This is a genomic window from Haloterrigena gelatinilytica, from assembly GCF_013342145.1.
In the GTDB taxonomy this organism is placed as follows: Archaea; Halobacteriota; Halobacteria; order Halobacteriales; family Natrialbaceae; genus Haloterrigena; species Haloterrigena gelatinilytica.
Map to the genome: position 1 here is coordinate 1,322,264 of NZ_JABUQZ010000001.1, position 15,143 is coordinate 1,337,406.

The 15,143-nt window shown below is 66.0% G+C and carries 13 protein-coding genes; 9 read left to right on the forward strand and 4 right to left on the reverse strand.

What is annotated here, in order from left to right; all coding sequences use genetic code 11:
• Nucleotides 1–176 precede the first annotated feature (176 nt).
• From HTZ84_RS06735 to HTZ84_RS06770, 8 genes are all read left to right on the forward strand, one after another.
• The gene (locus tag HTZ84_RS06735) at nt 177–536 is read left to right on the forward strand and encodes a response regulator (protein WP_174679970.1); all 360 of its coding nucleotides are present in this window, start codon (nt 177–179) and stop codon (nt 534–536) included.
• Nucleotides 536–1,582 carry a chemotaxis-specific protein-glutamate methyltransferase CheB gene (gene cheB / locus HTZ84_RS06740; protein WP_174679971.1) on the forward strand — a complete coding sequence of 349 codons (1,047 nt, stop codon included), beginning with the start codon at nt 536–538 and terminating at the stop codon, nt 1,580–1,582. The genes HTZ84_RS06735 and cheB overlap by 1 nt, the downstream gene beginning before the upstream one ends.
• On the forward strand, nt 1,570–3,570 hold the full coding sequence (cheA, locus tag HTZ84_RS06745) for a chemotaxis protein CheA (RefSeq protein ID WP_174679972.1): 2,001 nt from the start codon (nt 1,570–1,572) through the stop codon (nt 3,568–3,570). The genes cheB and cheA overlap by 13 nt, the downstream gene beginning before the upstream one ends.
• 2 nt (nt 3,571–3,572) lie before the next feature.
• Nucleotides 3,573–4,682, forward strand: a complete 1,110-nt coding sequence (locus tag HTZ84_RS06750; protein WP_254611720.1) for a chemotaxis protein CheC — start codon at nt 3,573–3,575, stop codon at nt 4,680–4,682.
• On the forward strand, nt 4,679–5,464 hold the full coding sequence (locus tag HTZ84_RS06755) for a chemotaxis protein CheD (RefSeq protein ID WP_174679973.1): 786 nt from the start codon (nt 4,679–4,681) through the stop codon (nt 5,462–5,464). The genes HTZ84_RS06750 and HTZ84_RS06755 overlap by 4 nt, the downstream gene beginning before the upstream one ends.
• Before the next feature lie 136 nt (nt 5,465–5,600).
• Nucleotides 5,601–7,301: a type II/IV secretion system ATPase subunit gene (locus HTZ84_RS06760; protein ID WP_174679974.1), complete on the forward strand. Its 1,701-nt coding sequence runs from the start codon at nt 5,601–5,603 to the stop codon at nt 7,299–7,301.
• Nucleotides 7,302–7,396: 95 nt separating this feature from the next.
• Complete coding sequence (locus HTZ84_RS06765; RefSeq protein ID WP_174679975.1) at nt 7,397–8,785, forward strand: NAD(P)/FAD-dependent oxidoreductase; 1,389 nt, start codon at nt 7,397–7,399, stop codon at nt 8,783–8,785.
• A 506-nt stretch (nt 8,786–9,291) separates the two neighbouring features.
• Nucleotides 9,292–10,245 carry a cytochrome c oxidase subunit 3 gene (locus tag HTZ84_RS06770; protein WP_174679976.1) on the forward strand — a complete coding sequence of 318 codons (954 nt, stop codon included), beginning with the start codon at nt 9,292–9,294 and terminating at the stop codon, nt 10,243–10,245.
• Nucleotides 10,246–10,326: 81 nt separating this feature from the next.
• On the opposite strand, the gene HTZ84_RS06775 is transcribed toward HTZ84_RS06770, so the two are convergent.
• Nucleotides 10,327–10,512, reverse strand: coding sequence for a hypothetical protein (locus HTZ84_RS06775; protein ID WP_174679977.1), 186 nt, complete (start codon nt 10,510–10,512; stop codon nt 10,327–10,329).
• Nucleotides 10,513–10,611: 99 nt separating this feature from the next.
• Nucleotides 10,612–11,097, reverse strand: coding sequence for a hypothetical protein (locus tag HTZ84_RS06780; protein ID WP_174679978.1), 486 nt, complete (start codon nt 11,095–11,097; stop codon nt 10,612–10,614).
• Nucleotides 11,098–11,212: 115 nt separating this feature from the next.
• Between HTZ84_RS06780 and HTZ84_RS06785 the strand changes: the two genes are divergently transcribed.
• A complete protein-coding gene (locus tag HTZ84_RS06785; protein ID WP_174679979.1) occupies nt 11,213–12,124 on the forward strand; it encodes a manganese catalase family protein in 912 nt (303 codons plus the stop codon).
• An 81-nt stretch (nt 12,125–12,205) separates the two neighbouring features.
• Here HTZ84_RS06785 and HTZ84_RS06790 read toward each other — a convergent pair whose 3' ends face one another.
• Both HTZ84_RS06790 and HTZ84_RS06795 read right to left on the reverse strand, forming a co-directional pair.
• The gene (locus tag HTZ84_RS06790; RefSeq protein ID WP_174679980.1) at nt 12,206–12,778 is read right to left on the reverse strand and encodes a hypothetical protein; all 573 of its coding nucleotides are present in this window, start codon (nt 12,776–12,778) and stop codon (nt 12,206–12,208) included.
• Complete coding sequence (locus HTZ84_RS06795) at nt 12,775–15,054, reverse strand: DUF6789 family protein (protein ID WP_174679981.1); 2,280 nt, start codon at nt 15,052–15,054, stop codon at nt 12,775–12,777. The genes HTZ84_RS06790 and HTZ84_RS06795 overlap by 4 nt, the downstream gene beginning before the upstream one ends.
• Nucleotides 15,055–15,143: the final 89 nt, after the last annotated feature.

The window sequence follows — 15,143 nt, forward strand, 5'->3', positions numbered from 1 at the left end:
CATAACTCCGATGGCTGTTGAAAGGCCGATAACTGGACAAACGCGTTCTAAGTAATCGAATATGGGGACGATATCAACTCAAACCTCGTATCGAGATTTGAGTCCAAACCTATATGGTAAGAAATCATATTAGTTAGCCGTATTCTTTATACGGGTGTCGTTAGAAGGCCACCACTATGACAGTGAAGGTACTGATCGTCGATAACTCCGAAGTGATGCGGGAAGTGTTGGAAGAAGCGATCAAGGAGGAGTTTTCCGTCGTCGCGGAGGCCGAAAACGGAGCGGAAGCGATCGAAGCGGTCGAGACCTACGACGTCGACGTCATCATGATGGACATGGTGATGCCGGGCATCGACGGCGTCGAGGCGACGGCCACGATCAAGGAGAAAGCTCCCGATATCAAGGTCATCTTCTGTACGAGCGTGACCCAACAGGAGCGGATGAAGCCGGCGATCGAGGCCGGAGCCGACGGCTACATCATGAAGCCGTTCGAGAACAGCACGATCCGAGAAGCGATTCACGATGTCGTCTCCTGATGGTTCGCGCCGTTATCGCGGACGATTCCGGCGTCATGCGCGAGATTCTCTCCGAGATTCTCACGGCGGCCGGAATCGAGGTCGTCGAGGCGGTCGAGGACGGAACGAGCGCCGTCCGCGCGATCTTAGAGCGGGATCCCGACGTCGCGACGATCGACATCAGCATGCCGGACAAGAACGGCCTGGAAGTGATCGAAGAGGTCATGGCCGAGCGACCGACGCCGATGCTGGTGATCAGCGCTCGAGCGAACGACGGGGCGTCGGAGACGTTCGAGGCCCTCGACCGGGGAGCCGTCGACTTCATCGCGAAGCCGAGCGGGCAGCTCTCGGTCGACATCTGGTCCCAGCGTGACGAGATCGTCGAGAAGGTTCGGGCCGCGGCCGCGGTCGATCCGACGACGCTTACCCAGGACGCCGGCGCGGAGCCGGTTCAGTCGACGGTTCCGGCCGATCGGGTCCCGGACGGATCGACGGTCGTCATCGGGTCGTCGACCGGCGGTCCGCAGGTCCTCGAACGGGTGCTCGCAGAACTGCCGCGAGAAGCGAAGTTACGGGTTCTCATCGTACAACACATGACAGACCACTACACCGGACGTTTTGCAATGCGTCTGAACGAGCGAACAGCATACGAGTGTCGAGAAGCATCGGACGGCGACACGGTCGGGGCGGGCGACGCGGTCGTCGCAAAGGGCGGTCGCCACCTCGAGGTGACGGCCGATCGCGACGGCGAGCTCGCGGTCGCCCACGACGACGGGCCCAAGATCCACAACGTCAAACCCGCGATCGACGTCACGATGCAGTCGGCCGCCGAGGCGGTCTCCGGCCCCCTCGTGGGGGCGGTGTTCACCGGCATGGGCGCCGACGGCGCGGCCGGACTCTCCGCGATCAAGGCCGCCGGCGGGAAGACCATCGCGCAGGACGAGGAGACCTCCAGAGTCTTCGGCATGCCCGGCCGCGCGGTCGAAACCGGCGACGTCGACATGGTGTTGCCGGAGGAACGGCTCGCCGAAGGAATCGTTAACGCGCTCGACGGGTGGTCCGGGTGAGCGACGCCATCACCACCTTCGTCCACGAGAGCGAGGAAGACATCCGGAAGCTGAACAACGCCCTGCTCGACCTCGAGAACGATCCCGACGGCAACGAGGCGATCGAGACCGTCTTCCGGGTCGCCCACAACCTCAAGGGGAACTTCGGCATCATGGGCTTCGCCACGGCCAGCGAGCTCTCACACGCCGTCGAAGACCTCCTCGATCAGATCCGGGACGGCCGGCTCGAGGTGACCTCCGAGCGGATGGATCTCGTCTTCGAAGCGGTCGACCAGATCGAGCTGATGGTCGACGAGATCGCCGAGAACGGCGAGCCGACGACCGATCCCGCGGAGACGATCGAATCGATTCGCGCTTCGATCGACGGCGAGAGCGCTCGGGCGGCGACCGGACAGTCCGCTGAAAACGCCGCCAACGCGGGCGGCGACGACCGATCTCGCTACCGCGCGACCGTCGACGTGGGCGAGACCGACGCCAAACGCGTCGACGCGATGTTCGTCCTCGACGCGACGGGCGACGCCGACGCGTTCGAGCTGGTCCGCACCGTTCCCGATCGGGACGCGATCGAGGACGGCGAGTTCGACGGCACGTTCGACGTCGAACTGGCGGTCGACGACGACGCAGCCGGCGACGAGATCGCGTCGTTCTACGAGGAGAGTCGCTACGTCGAATCGGTGTCCGTCGATTCGGTCGCCGACGCGACCGAGACGGAGACGGCCGACGAGACGCCCGCGCAGACGGACGATAGCGGAGTCGAGACCGCTCCCGACGCGTCAAGCGAGGACGGCGACGACGACTCCGACGAATCGAACTCCGAGGGGGCATCGATCGCCTCGCGACGCAACAAGGAAGTCGAATCGATCCGCGTCGACGTCGAACAGGTCGACCGCCTCTACAACCAGGTCGAGGAGATGGTCACGAGTCGGATCAAGCTCCGCAAGATCATCAAGGGGAGCGGACTCGTCTCCGCCGAGGAGGAACTCGAGGAACACGGTAAGATCACCTCGAGCCTGCAGGATACGGTCCTCGAGATCCGCCTCGTTCCCCTAGAGAAGATCGTCGGCAACTTCCCGCGGGTCGTCCGCGACCTCGCGCGCGATCAGGGCAAGGAGATCGACTTCGAGATGGAGGGCGTCGACAACGAGATGGACCGGTCGATCCTCAACGAACTGAGCGACCCGCTGATGCACATCATTCGGAACGCGGTCGACCACGGGATCGAGCCGCCGGCGGTCCGCGAGGAGAAGGGCAAGCCCCGCGAGGGGACGATCCGCCTCACCGGTGAGCGCGAACGCGACCGCGTGTCGATCACCGTCGAGGACGACGGCGCCGGCCTCGACGTCGAGCGGATCAAGGAGAAGGCCGTCGAGAAGGGAATCATGACCCAGGAGGAGATCGACGTCCTCGACGAGTCCGAAGTCTACGACCTGATCTTCCACCCGGGGTTCTCGACGCGCGACGAGGTGACCGAAGTCAGCGGTCGCGGCGTCGGGATGGACGTCGTCAACGAGGTCGTTCGCGGCGTCGACGGGACGATCAACGTCGAGAGCGAGCCCGACGAGGGCACGAGCGTCACGCTCACGCTCCCCGTTAGCGTGGCGATCGTCCGAGTGCTCTTCGTGACGATCGGGGACGAAACGTACGGCATTCCGATCAAGAACATCGACGAGATCTCCGAACTCGAGGACCTCGCCATCGAGACGATCGAGGGCCAGGAGATCATCACGCACGACGACCGCGTGTACCCCCTCATCGCGCTCGACGACACCCTCGACGTCGGCGACGCCGAGCGCTCCGACGACGACATGGTGATCCGGATCAAGACGGACGTCCGTCAGGTCTGCATCCGCTGTTCGGACGTCGTCGGACAGGAGGAGGTCGTCATCAAACCGTTCGAGGGGATCCTGAGCGGCGCGCCCGGCATCAGCGGGGCGTCCGTCCTCGGCGAGGGCGAGGTCGTGATGATCCTCGACGTGGAGACACTGTAACCATGAGTATGAAACTCGACTTACGAAAGCTAGAAGAATTCGACCAGATGGCCATCGACGGCGCCGACGGGGCGAGCGACCGCCTCTCCGGACTCACCGGGGTCGACACCTCGGTCGACTGCAGTCGCTTACACGTCGTCGCCGCGACGGCGGTGATCGACGAGTTCGAGCGCGACGACGTGCTCGCCATCTCCATCTCCCTCGAGGGCTATCTCGAGGGGGAGGTCGTCACCGTCCTCGACAGCGCCAGCGCCCGCGAACTCGCCGAGGCGTTCATGCCGATGCTTCCCTCGGACGACGGCTACACGTCGAAACACGAGTCGGCCGTCGAGGAGATCTGTAACGTGATGGTCAGCGGCTACGTCGACGGCTGGGCGAACGTCCAGGGCGAGTCGATCGTCATGTCGCCGCCGTCGGTCGTCTCGAGCGCGTTCGACGCCGAGGAGGGCGTTCGATCCGAACTCCTCGAGGAGACCGAGCACGTGCTCTCCCAGCGCAGTTCGATCGTGACGCCCGACGACGAGATCGAGTTCCAGATGTTCCTCTTCCTCGACGAGGCGACGTCCCGAACCCAGTTCGGCGCGGACCCCGACGCCAGCGCGATCGATTACGAACTCCTCGAGGTGCTGACGGCGCTGGACGGGATGGAACCGCGGTCGATCGGCGATCACCTCCTCGAGACGACCGAGTTCGACGCCGACGTCGCGATCGACACGCTGGATATCGTTCCGGCCGAGCGACTGTCGGAGACGGTTTCCGACGAGGAGAGCCTCGGCGCGGTGGTCGAACTCGTCGATCCGCCGATCGGCTCCGCGATCACCTTCTTCGACGACCGCGACGGATCGACCGACGAGGTCGGCGCCGCGGTGACGACGAGCCTCGTCGACGAGATCGCCGACCGGCTCGAGGTAGCGGTTCGGGCCGGCGAGCCGACGATCGTCGACGACATGCGGTCGTCGATCGTCAACGACGTGGTCGCGAACCTCGGGCCGGGCGAACGGTTCGTCCTCAGCCTCGAGGGGCTGCTCGAATCGACGGCGGGCGATCTCAGCTGCGACGTCTACCTGCTGCTCAGCCCGAAGGAAATCGCGGACTACTGGGCCCAGCGATGAGCGACGACGCGAACGACGCGGGCGGCGAGGACGGCGGGATCACAATCTACGGCGCCGACGACGGGGCCGACGACGAGGGCGACGACACCGACGACCTCGGGATCAGCGTCTACACGCCGGCGACCGACGGCGACGAGGACGACGGCGATGACGACGACGAGGTCGAGGTCCCGGTCTACGGCGAGTCGGCGGACGACTCGAGCGCGGACGGGGACGGCGACGCCGATGGCGACGACGGCGACGGTGATGACGACGACTTCGAAATTCCGGTCTTCGGCGAGTCCGACGACCCGGAGCCGACGGCCGACCCCATCTCTGTCGGCGTCGCGGAGTACGCGATCACCGACGAGGGGCGACCGCTGCGGACGAGCGGGCTCGGCTCCTGTCTCGGTCTCGTCGTCCACGACGACGTTCGGGGCGTCAGCGGCCTCTTACACTTCATGCTCCCGCGGGCCGCGGAATCGAACGGGCAGAACCACAGCGACGCGAAGTTCGCCGACACGGGGATCGCCGCGATGCTCTCGGCGTTCGTCGCGACCGGCGGCGACCTCTCGTCGGCCTCGGCCAAGCTCGCCGGCGGCGCGACGATGGTCGACTTCGATCGGGTCGACACCCCGATCGGCAGCCGAAACGTTGAGGCGGCCCGGCGCGAACTGTCCGACAACGGCGTCGAGATCGTCGCCGAGGATACCGGCGGCGACGCGGGACGATCGCTGCGGTACGATCCGCAGACCGACGAACTCCGCGTGACCGGCGCGAACGGCACCGAGCGAACACTGTGACGCCACCCGACCCGATCACCGCGGACCGCCGGCCGGCGTCCCGTCGGCACCTCCGTCCGCGGCCTCGAGGGCCGACTCGCAGTTCGACGCGGGGCGTCTCTCGAACCGGACGGCAGACGAACGACACCTAGCATCGATGGCCTGGCAAATCGATCCCGGCGACTTCGACGAAACGAGTCTCTCGAGCGACCTCGAGGAGCAGATGGATCGCCATCCGCACCTCGAGGAACACGTCACCGCGTTCCACGACCGAGCGAACGTCTACCCGCGGTACATCGACGAACCGGAGGACCACCACAACACGACGGTCGACCACCCCAACTACTGCTGGCAGATCGACGATCTCGTCTTCGCCCACGTGTACGGATCGACCGATCAGGACCCGATCTACTACGCGATCGAACCCTCCCTGAGTTACGACGAGGTCACGCTGTTCCGAGAGGTGAAAAACCGGGTGCTAAACGAGAACGTGACCGATCCCGGCGACGTGGACCGCGAGGACATCGACGAGGTCCTCGAGCCGGTGGTTTCGGTGACGACGGAGGCGCCGCCGGAGGAGCGGTCGGCCGTCGACGGCCTCCTCGGTCGGCTCCGCGGCGCGCTCTCCCGGCGGCCGATCTCGGTCGACCAGCGGACCTACGAGCGACTGCGGTATCAGTTCCGGCGGGACGTGCTCGGTCTGGGGCCGCTCGAGCCGGTCTTGCTCGACGACAGTAACGAGGACATCCACGTGCTCGCCCACGACAACCTCCACGTCTACAACGACGTCTTCGGCCTGGTTCGGACGGACATCGACTTCGGATCGGAGTACGAGTACGAGCACTTCCTGCGGTCGATGGGCGAACGGATCGGCGACCCGCTCTCCGACGCCGACCCGATCACGGACGGAACCCTCCCCGACGGCTCCCGATTCAACGTCGTGTTCAGCAACGACGTCTCGGTGAAGGGGCCGTCGATGACGATCCGCCAGCAGGACGAAATCCCGCTGACGATGACGGCGATCACCCGCGGCGGAACCTTCTCGCCGACGGCCGCGGCGTACCTCTGGCTGGCGATGGAAAACGAGACCAGCGCCATCGTCGCCGGGGAGACCGCGTCGGGGAAGACGACGACGCTCAACGCGTTGACGTCGTTCATCCCGGACGACGCGAAGATTTTCACGGCCGAGGACACCGCCGAGGTCATCCCGCCCCACGACACCTGGCAACAGCTCCTCACGCGGGAGGGAACCAGCAACGAGGTCGACCTCTTCGACCTCGTCGCCGCCGCGCTCCGCTCGCGGCCCGACTGCATCATCATCGGCGAGGCCCGCGGCGAGGAGGTCCGGATGGCCTTCCAGGCGATCCAGACGGGCCACCCCGTGATGATGACCTTCCACGCCGGCAACATCAAGAGCTTAGTCCAGCGGCTGAAGGGCAATCCGATCAACGTCCCCTACTCCCATCTGGACAACCTCGACCTCGTCATCTTTCAGAACTTCATCCAGAGCGACGACTACCGGCGCTGTACGAGCATTTACGAAATCGACAAGTTCTCGAGCGAACTCGGCGGACTGGTCACGAACAAGGTCTTCGAGTGGGATCCCGTCGACGACCAACTGGAGTTTACCGGCATGAACAACTCGGTGCTCTTAGAGGACAAGATCGCGACGCTGCACGGCTACGAGGACACGCGAGACATCTACGACGACCTCGAGTATCGGCGCCGGATCATCGAGAAGATGGTCTACAAGAACGTCGTCGACTACGAGGAGTTCAACCGGATCATCTCCGAGTTTCAACAGGACGGCCACGCCAGTCTCCCCTTCCACGTCGAGAAACCGGAATCGATCGCGTGATCTCCGATTCGGCGCGGCTACCGCTCGTTTCCGTTCGGTTCAGTCGCCGTCGGTTTCAAGCATTTTAATACGGGAGGCTGAGACCTCTACGGAGTATGGAACGCGTAGATGTCGCGATCGTCGGTGGCGGACCCGCGGGGGCGTCCGCGGCCGAGCGGGCCGCCGCCCACGGCGCCGAGACCGTTCTCTTCGAACAGGGCGTCCCGCGGGAGGACCGCGACGGCCTCGGTCCCGACTCGACCGACGCCGCCGGGATGCTCGACTACTGGATCGATATCATGGAGTTCGACTACCGGGAGATTCCCGACGACGTCATCTTACGGGAGCTCGAGGCGACCGAGTTCGTCGGCCCCTCGACGTCGGTCGAACTGACGAGTACGGGGATGGACGCCAGCTACCCCAACTTCGGCTACACCTTCCATCGCGCGCGCATGGACGACTGGCTCTACGAGCGCGCCGAGGACGCCGGCGCCGACCTCCGCGTCGGGACGGGCGTCAAGGACCTCGAGACCGACCTCCGCGCCTCGAGCCCGAAGGGGCCGACCCACACGCTGACCCTCTCGAACGGGGACGAGCTCGAGGCCCAGTACGTCGTCCTCGCGGACGGCCCCCAGCGCCGCGTCACGCTGGACGCGCTCGACCAGTTCACCGCGCCCGGTCGCAGCGTCTCCGACTACCTCTCGCCGCCGGAGGCAAACCACATCGCCTACCAGGAGTATCGGGACTTCCCCTCCGAGCTGTTCGAGGAGTTCGAGGACACCCTCAAGTTCTGGTGGGGGTACATGCCCGGCGAGACCGCCTACCCGTGGGTCTTCCCCAACGACGGCACGGTCGCCCGCGTCGGACTGACCATGCCCATCGGAATGGAACTCGAGGACGTCGAAAACCCCGCCGCCTACGCCCTGCTCGAGCACGACGACGACAAGCTCCCCTCGGGCGCGGAGTACATCCGGCGCCTGCTCGAGCGCGAGTACGGCGACGAGTACGACATCGAGGAGGACATCCCGCGCGTCGAGGACCGCGGGAAGTCGAAGGGGACCGAGACGTACCCCATCTCCTCGACGCGACCGATCGAGTCGCCCGTCGGCGCCAACATCGCCGTCGCCGGCGGCGCGATGGGCACCACCTCGGCCTTCCACGAAGGCGGCTACCACGTCGCCGTCCGCACCGGGAAGATCGCCGGCCGACTCGTCGGGACCGATTCGCTCGCGAACTACAACGACGTCTGGAAGCAGGCCATCGGCGACGAGATCCTGCGCAACGTCTCCTTCGCCGACATCGTCGAGGAGTACGAACCCGCCGACTGGGACCGCACGTTCGAGATCGTCAACCGGATGCAGGGCGACGACGGCGAGGGCCTGGTCAGCCGCGGCTACTCCGCCGGGATCGGCGCCTCGAAGGTCCTCCTCGAGTACAAGCGCCGGAAGTTCGCCTACCGCGACGGCGGCTACGTCCAGTTGCGCGAGGACGAGTACTTCTACTGAGTCTCGCGTTCCGCTCGCCTCGGTTCGCCCGCGACTGCGTTTCCCGGCCAGTTAGGGGGAACCAGCACTTAGGGAGAGGCGGATCGGACGGGGACACGCGCCAGCTATCGACAGCGACCGCACCCGTCGGTCTCTCACCGACGCGTGCGTCGCCTGACTCGGGTACCTCATTCTGGCGTCCCCGCTACGACGTCTGGGACGACCTCCAGTACTTCTCGTGGGGCTGCTCAGGACCTGCTCGAGAACCGAAGCGCGATTCTCGCGATCCGGTAGTCACGCGAGGCGCGCCCGCGGACGCCGCGGGACCGAGCGCCGACGCCGCGGCGGACGAACGCGAAGCGACGGACCGGGAATCGCAACCCGGCGCCGGATGACAGTCGCAGGACGGACGGTATCGATACCGATACTCGAGGCCCCGACGGCGACGGACCCGCGGATGATCGTACGAACACCCTCCCGGCGCGTAAGCGGCGATCCTTTTTCCGGCTCGACGTTGGACTGCGGATATGGCTCGACGTACCGACGCGAGCGGTTCGGGCGACGACACGGCGTTCGAGACGGCTCCGGTTCGAACCGACGGCGGCGGCCACGGCGTCTCGAGCGACGGCGCGACGGTCGGGCACGATCCGGACGGCCCCGTCGGCCCCGATAGCCCTCACGAACCCGACGTCGATCACGACGAACACGAACACCGCAGTCGCTGGCCGCTCGTCGCCGCCGTCGGCGCCGGCGGTCTCTACGGCGGCGCCGCGATCGCGATTCTCGGGAACGAAACGGGCCTGCTGCCGCCGCTCGTGGGCGTCGCCCTCGCCGTCGTCGGGACGATTGTCCTGCTGGCCGGCATCGCCGGCTGGGTCGACGAGGTTTTTCTCGCACCCGCGCGAGAGGGAGCCGTCGGCGGGTCGTCTCGAGAGTCGTACGTCTGGACGACGCTGCTCTTTCTGACGACCGACGTCTCGACGTTCGGCGCGCTGTTCATCTACTACTTCTTCGTCAGAGTCGGCGCGTGGCCGCCCGAAGAGCTGCCGCCGCTGCTGGGATCGCTCGTGATCGTCAACACCGCGATCCTGCTCGCCAGCAGCGTCACGTTCCACTACGCGCACGAAGCGCTCGAGGAGGGGAACCGGCGCCGCTTCCTCGGCCTGCTCGGGACGACGCTGGTCCTCGGGATCGTCTTCCTCGGCGGCCAGGTCTACGAGTACTACGAGTTCGTCGTCCACGAGGGGTTCTCGATCTCCAGCGGCGTCTTCGGGACCGCCTTCTACGGGCTGACCGGGCTCCACGGCTTTCACGTCGCGCTCGGCGTCGGCGGGATCGCCGTGCTGTGCTGGCGCGCGCTCCGCGGCCACTACGGCCCCGATCGGGACACCTCCGTCGCGACCGTCTCGCTGTACTGGCACTTCGTCGACTTCGTCTGGGTGTTCCTCGTGCTCGTCCTCTACGTGGGCGCGACCGTCTGAACGGCCCGCGAACTCGGTCGCGCGACGATACACCTTCTCCCGCCGTCGCGCTACGTCGTGGCCCTAACGGCGTCTCCGTCGCTACGGGAGATCGTCGCCCGCCTCGCGCTCTTCCTCGAGGAGTCGGAGCGTCGGATCGGAACACTCACAGAAGTTCGTCTGCCCGAGCGGTTTGCGCGTACCGTCGGGCCAGACGTGAACGATGCCGATCCGGCCACAGCCGACGCACTTCGCCGCGGCACGCCGTCGCTTCTCGTGTTCGGCCACTGATATCACCTCGAGTCCGGGGTACGAGAGCCAGCGGGGAAAAACCCCGGTGGACCGGCCGCCGCGGGGCGGGTGTGGAGCCGAATCGGTGGTCGTCGACTAGTCGGCGCTCGGACCGGCCGTCTCGTCGACCCCGAGGTCGACGGTGACGTACTGCGAATTCGCCGCCGCCGGCGATCCGCGAACGGTACCCAGCGAGAGCGAATCGCCCGGCTGCAGGGGATCGGAGCCGGATCCGCCGTTGTCTGTATTGCCGTCGCCGCCGTCGCCGGTACCGCCGGCGGTCGTAAACAGGAGCGCGCGGAAGGAGGGCGCAGCGTCGTACGAGACCACGTGGCCGGTCGCCTCGTCGAGTCCTCGGGGCTGCCAGTCGACGGGCTCCCCGACCGTGATCGCGCTGTCGGGCATGTGCTGGTAGGAACGCATCACGCCCTGCTCGATCGGTTGCTCCGCGCTCTCGGTCGACTCGGTCAGCGACCCGTCGGCTACCCCAGTACTCGAGGTGCCGACGAGCGCTCCGGTCGACAGGAGGCCGCACTTGACGAACGTTCGTCGCGTCGTCGATCCTGACGTATCCTGGCGCATGAGTACGCTCCGTGTTCTCGACCATCGACGATGGGATAATGATTTCCCATGCTGACACAACGGCGCATTGGCAAGTAACAGCGTTATTTCAGTGGCTCTGGCCAGTGATATCTGGATGTTCTTCCAAGAACCGGAGCTCCAGTACGAGGTCACCGTCGAAGAACCGGATCCGCACTTCGCGAAACTTCTCCAGCAGGCGATCGGGGGACAGGAAGGGGAGATGCGCGTCGCGATGCAGTACATGTTCCAGGCGTGGGCGCTCCCCGAAGGCTACGAGGAGTATCGGAACCTACTGATGGAGACCGCAGCGGAGGAACTCGGTCACATCGAGATGCTCGCCACCGCGGTCACCAAGAACCTCCGCGGCTCGGCGAAGCAGATGAGCGACGACGCCGAGGAGACCGCGGCGACGGCCGCGGCGATGACCGGGCAAAACCCCCGCCAGTTCCTCTCGGCGGGCGAGTCGGCGATGCCCGTCGACAGCAACGGCGTCCCCTTCACCGGCAACTACATCGTCGCGTCGGGCAACCTCGCGGGCGACCTCTACGCGAACGTGATGTCCGAGGCGACCGGGCGCACGCTCGCGACCCGGCTCTACGAGTACACCGACGATCCCGGCATGAAGGACATGCTCGCCTATCTCATCGCCCGAGACACCATGCACCAGAACCAGTGGCTCGAGGCCCTCGAGTCGCTCGACGACCCGGTGCCGGTGCCCGCGAGCTTCCCGCAGGAACAGGAAAACCAGGAGTACAACTACGCGTTCATGTCGACCCGGCGCGAACAGCAGCCCGACCCCGGCTACCCCTGGACGCAGGGCGAGTCGCCGGACGGCAAGGGGCAGTTCTCCTATCTCCCCGAGCAGCCGGGCGACGGGGAAGTCATCGCCCCCCAACCGAGTCCGATGACGAACGACACGCCGAGCCGGCCCGACGAGTCCGCCGCCAGCGATTCGAACGCGACCGGCATCTCGGAGACGAGCGACTCGAAGTCCTCCGACGGGAACGCGACCGACTCGAACCAGTAAGCCGAGCGCTCGGCGCCCGTCGCGCGGTCTCGGAGGAGACGGCTCCGTGATCGCGGCCGCGAGAACCGTCGACCGGCCGCCTCATCGCCGCATCCGTTCCTCGAAGCCCGCCAGTTTCCGGTAGATCGGCGGGGTCAACACGCCGCCGATCCCCATGAGGATCGCCACCGCGCCGATCGGGAACAGCAACGGCTGCACCTCGAGACAGGAGTTCTGGGACGCGATCTGCACGTAATAGCGCGTCCCCTCGTACTCGACGACGACCCCCTCGAGCAACGCCGCCCGGTTCTCGAGCTCGCCCGAAACCACTCCCTCTCGCAGGGGGCTGTCGATCGCCTCCTCGAGGGCCTCCCGTTCGGCCGACGAGAGCTGCTCGGCGGGAATTTCGTCGATGGTCGCCAGCGATTCGTCGTACTCGTCGGCGGGCGTCGCCGTGAGCGTCGGCTCGCCGCACAGCCCGAGGCCGTCCTGGACGACCACGTAGCCGCCGACGATCGAGAGGGGAAGGCCGACGGCGATCAGCAGAACGCCGAGAAAGGGGGCGGCGTAGGTCAACATGAGCGACTCCGACGACGCGGTCGGCTCGACGGGGCCGGTGCTGTCCGTGGCGGGCGGTTCGTCCGCGTCGGACGGCGTGGCGTCGTCGTCGCTCATCGGGGCCCCTCCGGCGACGTCGGGCGGCGACCGCCGAGGTACGTGATCATCCCGGCAAGCCCCAGCCCGTAGATCCAGTGGGCGAGCAGTGCGAAGACGAGGTACGTCACCAGCTCGAGGCCGGTCTGCCCGGTGTAGAAGGCGATGACGAATCCCGAGGCGATGACCGTCGCGTACCACAGGCCCGTGATGAACGTGAGTTCGCCCGGTAGGTACTCTCCGAGCGAGAGGAACAGCAGGGGCCAGACCGTCATGCCCGCGAAGAGGAAGAGCCCGTAGCCGAGCGCGAGGTTCGCCGGCAGCCCCACCAGCGTCGCGAGGTTCGCGAAGGACTCGAGGTCGAAGACGCCCAGTGCGACCGCGACGAGGAGGGCGCCGGTCATCAGTACCGTCCCGACGAAACCGCCGGCCGCGCCCGCGCCCGCGTCGCTCAGAGCGCGTCGGGCGACCGGCACGATGCGACCGTACAGCGACGGCGGCCGCTCCTCCTGGGCGGGCACGTACGACGGCCGAACTTCCTCGGGTTCGCTCGGCGGAATCCCGTGCTTGCGCTCGAGGCGGTCCTCGAACCACTGCCACTCGGGCGTGAACTGCTGGGTCGCCTTCAGCTCCCACGGGTCCGCGGTCTCGACCCGCGACCCCTGGAAGTACGACCAGAGCATGTTGTAGAGCCACATGAGCACGCTGATCCCGATGATGAACGAGCCGACGGTCGCGACGACGTGCAGCCCCGAGTACTCCGCCGGATAGGTCGCGTACCGACGGGGGTGCTCGAGGAAGCCGAGCGCCATCAGCGTCATGAACGTGAGGCCGGAGCCGATGACCAGCAGCGACGACTGGAAGATCGCGAGCCGACGGTCGTACATCCGCCCGGTAATCAGGGGGTACCAGTAGTAACTGGCCGCGAACATCATGAACGGGATGATCCCCATGATGATGAGGTGGAAGTGGCCGACGACGTAGTAGGTGCCGTGGTAGATAATGTCGACGGGGATGACCGCGAGGAAGATGCCGGTCACGCCGCCGACGATGAACAGTCCAACCGAGCCGACACAGAGAATCGTCGGCGCGGCCAGCCGGACGTCGCCGTTCCACATCGTCGTGATCCAGTTGAACACCTTGATCGCGCTGGGAACGGCGATCGCGATCGACGTCGCCATGAAACTCGCCCGGATGCGGGGATCGACGCCGGTCACGAACATGTGGTGGGCCCAGACGCCGAAGGAGAGGACGCCGATCGCGATCGTCGAGTAGACGATGAACTTGAACCCGAACAGCTTCCTGCCGACGAACTTCGGGAGTATGAGGCTCATCAGGCCGGTCGCCGGGAGGAAGATGATATACACCTCGGGATGGCCCCAGAACCACAGCAGGTGCTGCCAGAGGATGGGGCCGCCGCCCTCGACCGCGAAGAACGTCGTTCCGAAATTGCGGTCGAGCAGCAACATGAGCAACGCGGTGCCGAGCAACGGGAACGCGAAGATGACGATCGCGCTCGTGATGAGCATGTTCCACGAGAAGATGTCGAGGTTCGCCCACCCGATCGACTCGTCGCGCTCGTAGACGACCGTCGCGATGAAGTTGATCCCGCCGATCGTGGTCGCGATGCCGCTCAAGTGGAGGCCCAACAGGAGGAAGTTCGTCTGGGGATTCGGCGCCAACGATAGGGGCGGATACATCGTCCATCCGATCGCCGGCTCCTGAAACGCCAGCAGAACCGACAGCCACTCGCCCGGAACGACGACCGCGAGCACCGCCCCCGTCACTTCGGCGACGATTCCCAGGCGGGCGAGCAACAGCGACGGCGGGAGGAGCCAGAACCCGATGGCGTTGAGCCGCGGAAACGCCATGTCGTCGGCGCCGATCAGCAGCGGCAGGAAGTAGTTCCCGATCCCGAAGAACACCGGCGTAACGAAGAAGATCAGCATCGTCAGCCCGTGCATCGTAAACAGTTCGTTGTACGTCTGCTCCGTCCAGAGGTTCGCCTCCGGCGTCAGCAGATGCGTCCGAATCATCATCGCGTCGATCCCGCCCCAGATCGCCGCGACGGTGCCGAACGCGATGTAGAGCAGTCCGATTTCGCGGTGATTCGTCGTCGTCGCCCAGCGAATCGCGGCCGCCTTCGCCTCGGCCAGGCTCAGTTCGCGACGGTGTCCCGTCGCGTATCCCCCGTCCGGCGACGGCTCGTCTCGAGCACGCCGCGCCAAAACGATCGTCAGGAGACAGCCGATAACGACGACGGCAAACAACGAGACTTCTGTGAGCGCGCGATTCATCGGCGCTCACCACCGCCGGTCCGACCGCACCGCTCGTCGTCGTACATAGCGGTAGGCTCACCACCGACCCCAATAAATATGAACTGACG

Bases quoted from the DNA above. Each gene is read 5' to 3' on its own strand.
- cheB (WP_174679971.1), top strand. From the start codon at position 536: ATGGTTCGCGCCGTTATCGCGGACGATTCCGGCGTCATGCGCGAGATT.
- HTZ84_RS06790 (WP_174679980.1), bottom strand. From the start codon at position 12,778: ATGAGCGACGACGACGCCACGCCGTCCGACGCGGACGAACCGCCCGCC.
- HTZ84_RS06785 (WP_174679979.1), top strand. From the start codon at position 11,213: ATGTTCTTCCAAGAACCGGAGCTCCAGTACGAGGTCACCGTCGAAGAA.
- HTZ84_RS06795 (WP_174679981.1), bottom strand. From the start codon at position 15,054: ATGAATCGCGCGCTCACAGAAGTCTCGTTGTTTGCCGTCGTCGTTATC.
- HTZ84_RS06770 (WP_174679976.1), top strand. From the start codon at position 9,292: ATGGCTCGACGTACCGACGCGAGCGGTTCGGGCGACGACACGGCGTTC.
- HTZ84_RS06750 (WP_254611720.1), top strand. From the start codon at position 3,573: ATGAGTATGAAACTCGACTTACGAAAGCTAGAAGAATTCGACCAGATG.
- HTZ84_RS06735 (WP_174679970.1), top strand. From the start codon at position 177: ATGACAGTGAAGGTACTGATCGTCGATAACTCCGAAGTGATGCGGGAA.
- HTZ84_RS06780 (WP_174679978.1), bottom strand. From the start codon at position 11,097: ATGCGCCAGGATACGTCAGGATCGACGACGCGACGAACGTTCGTCAAG.
- HTZ84_RS06765 (WP_174679975.1), top strand. From the start codon at position 7,397: ATGGAACGCGTAGATGTCGCGATCGTCGGTGGCGGACCCGCGGGGGCG.
- HTZ84_RS06755 (WP_174679973.1), top strand. From the start codon at position 4,679: ATGAGCGACGACGCGAACGACGCGGGCGGCGAGGACGGCGGGATCACA.
- HTZ84_RS06760 (WP_174679974.1), top strand. From the start codon at position 5,601: ATGGCCTGGCAAATCGATCCCGGCGACTTCGACGAAACGAGTCTCTCG.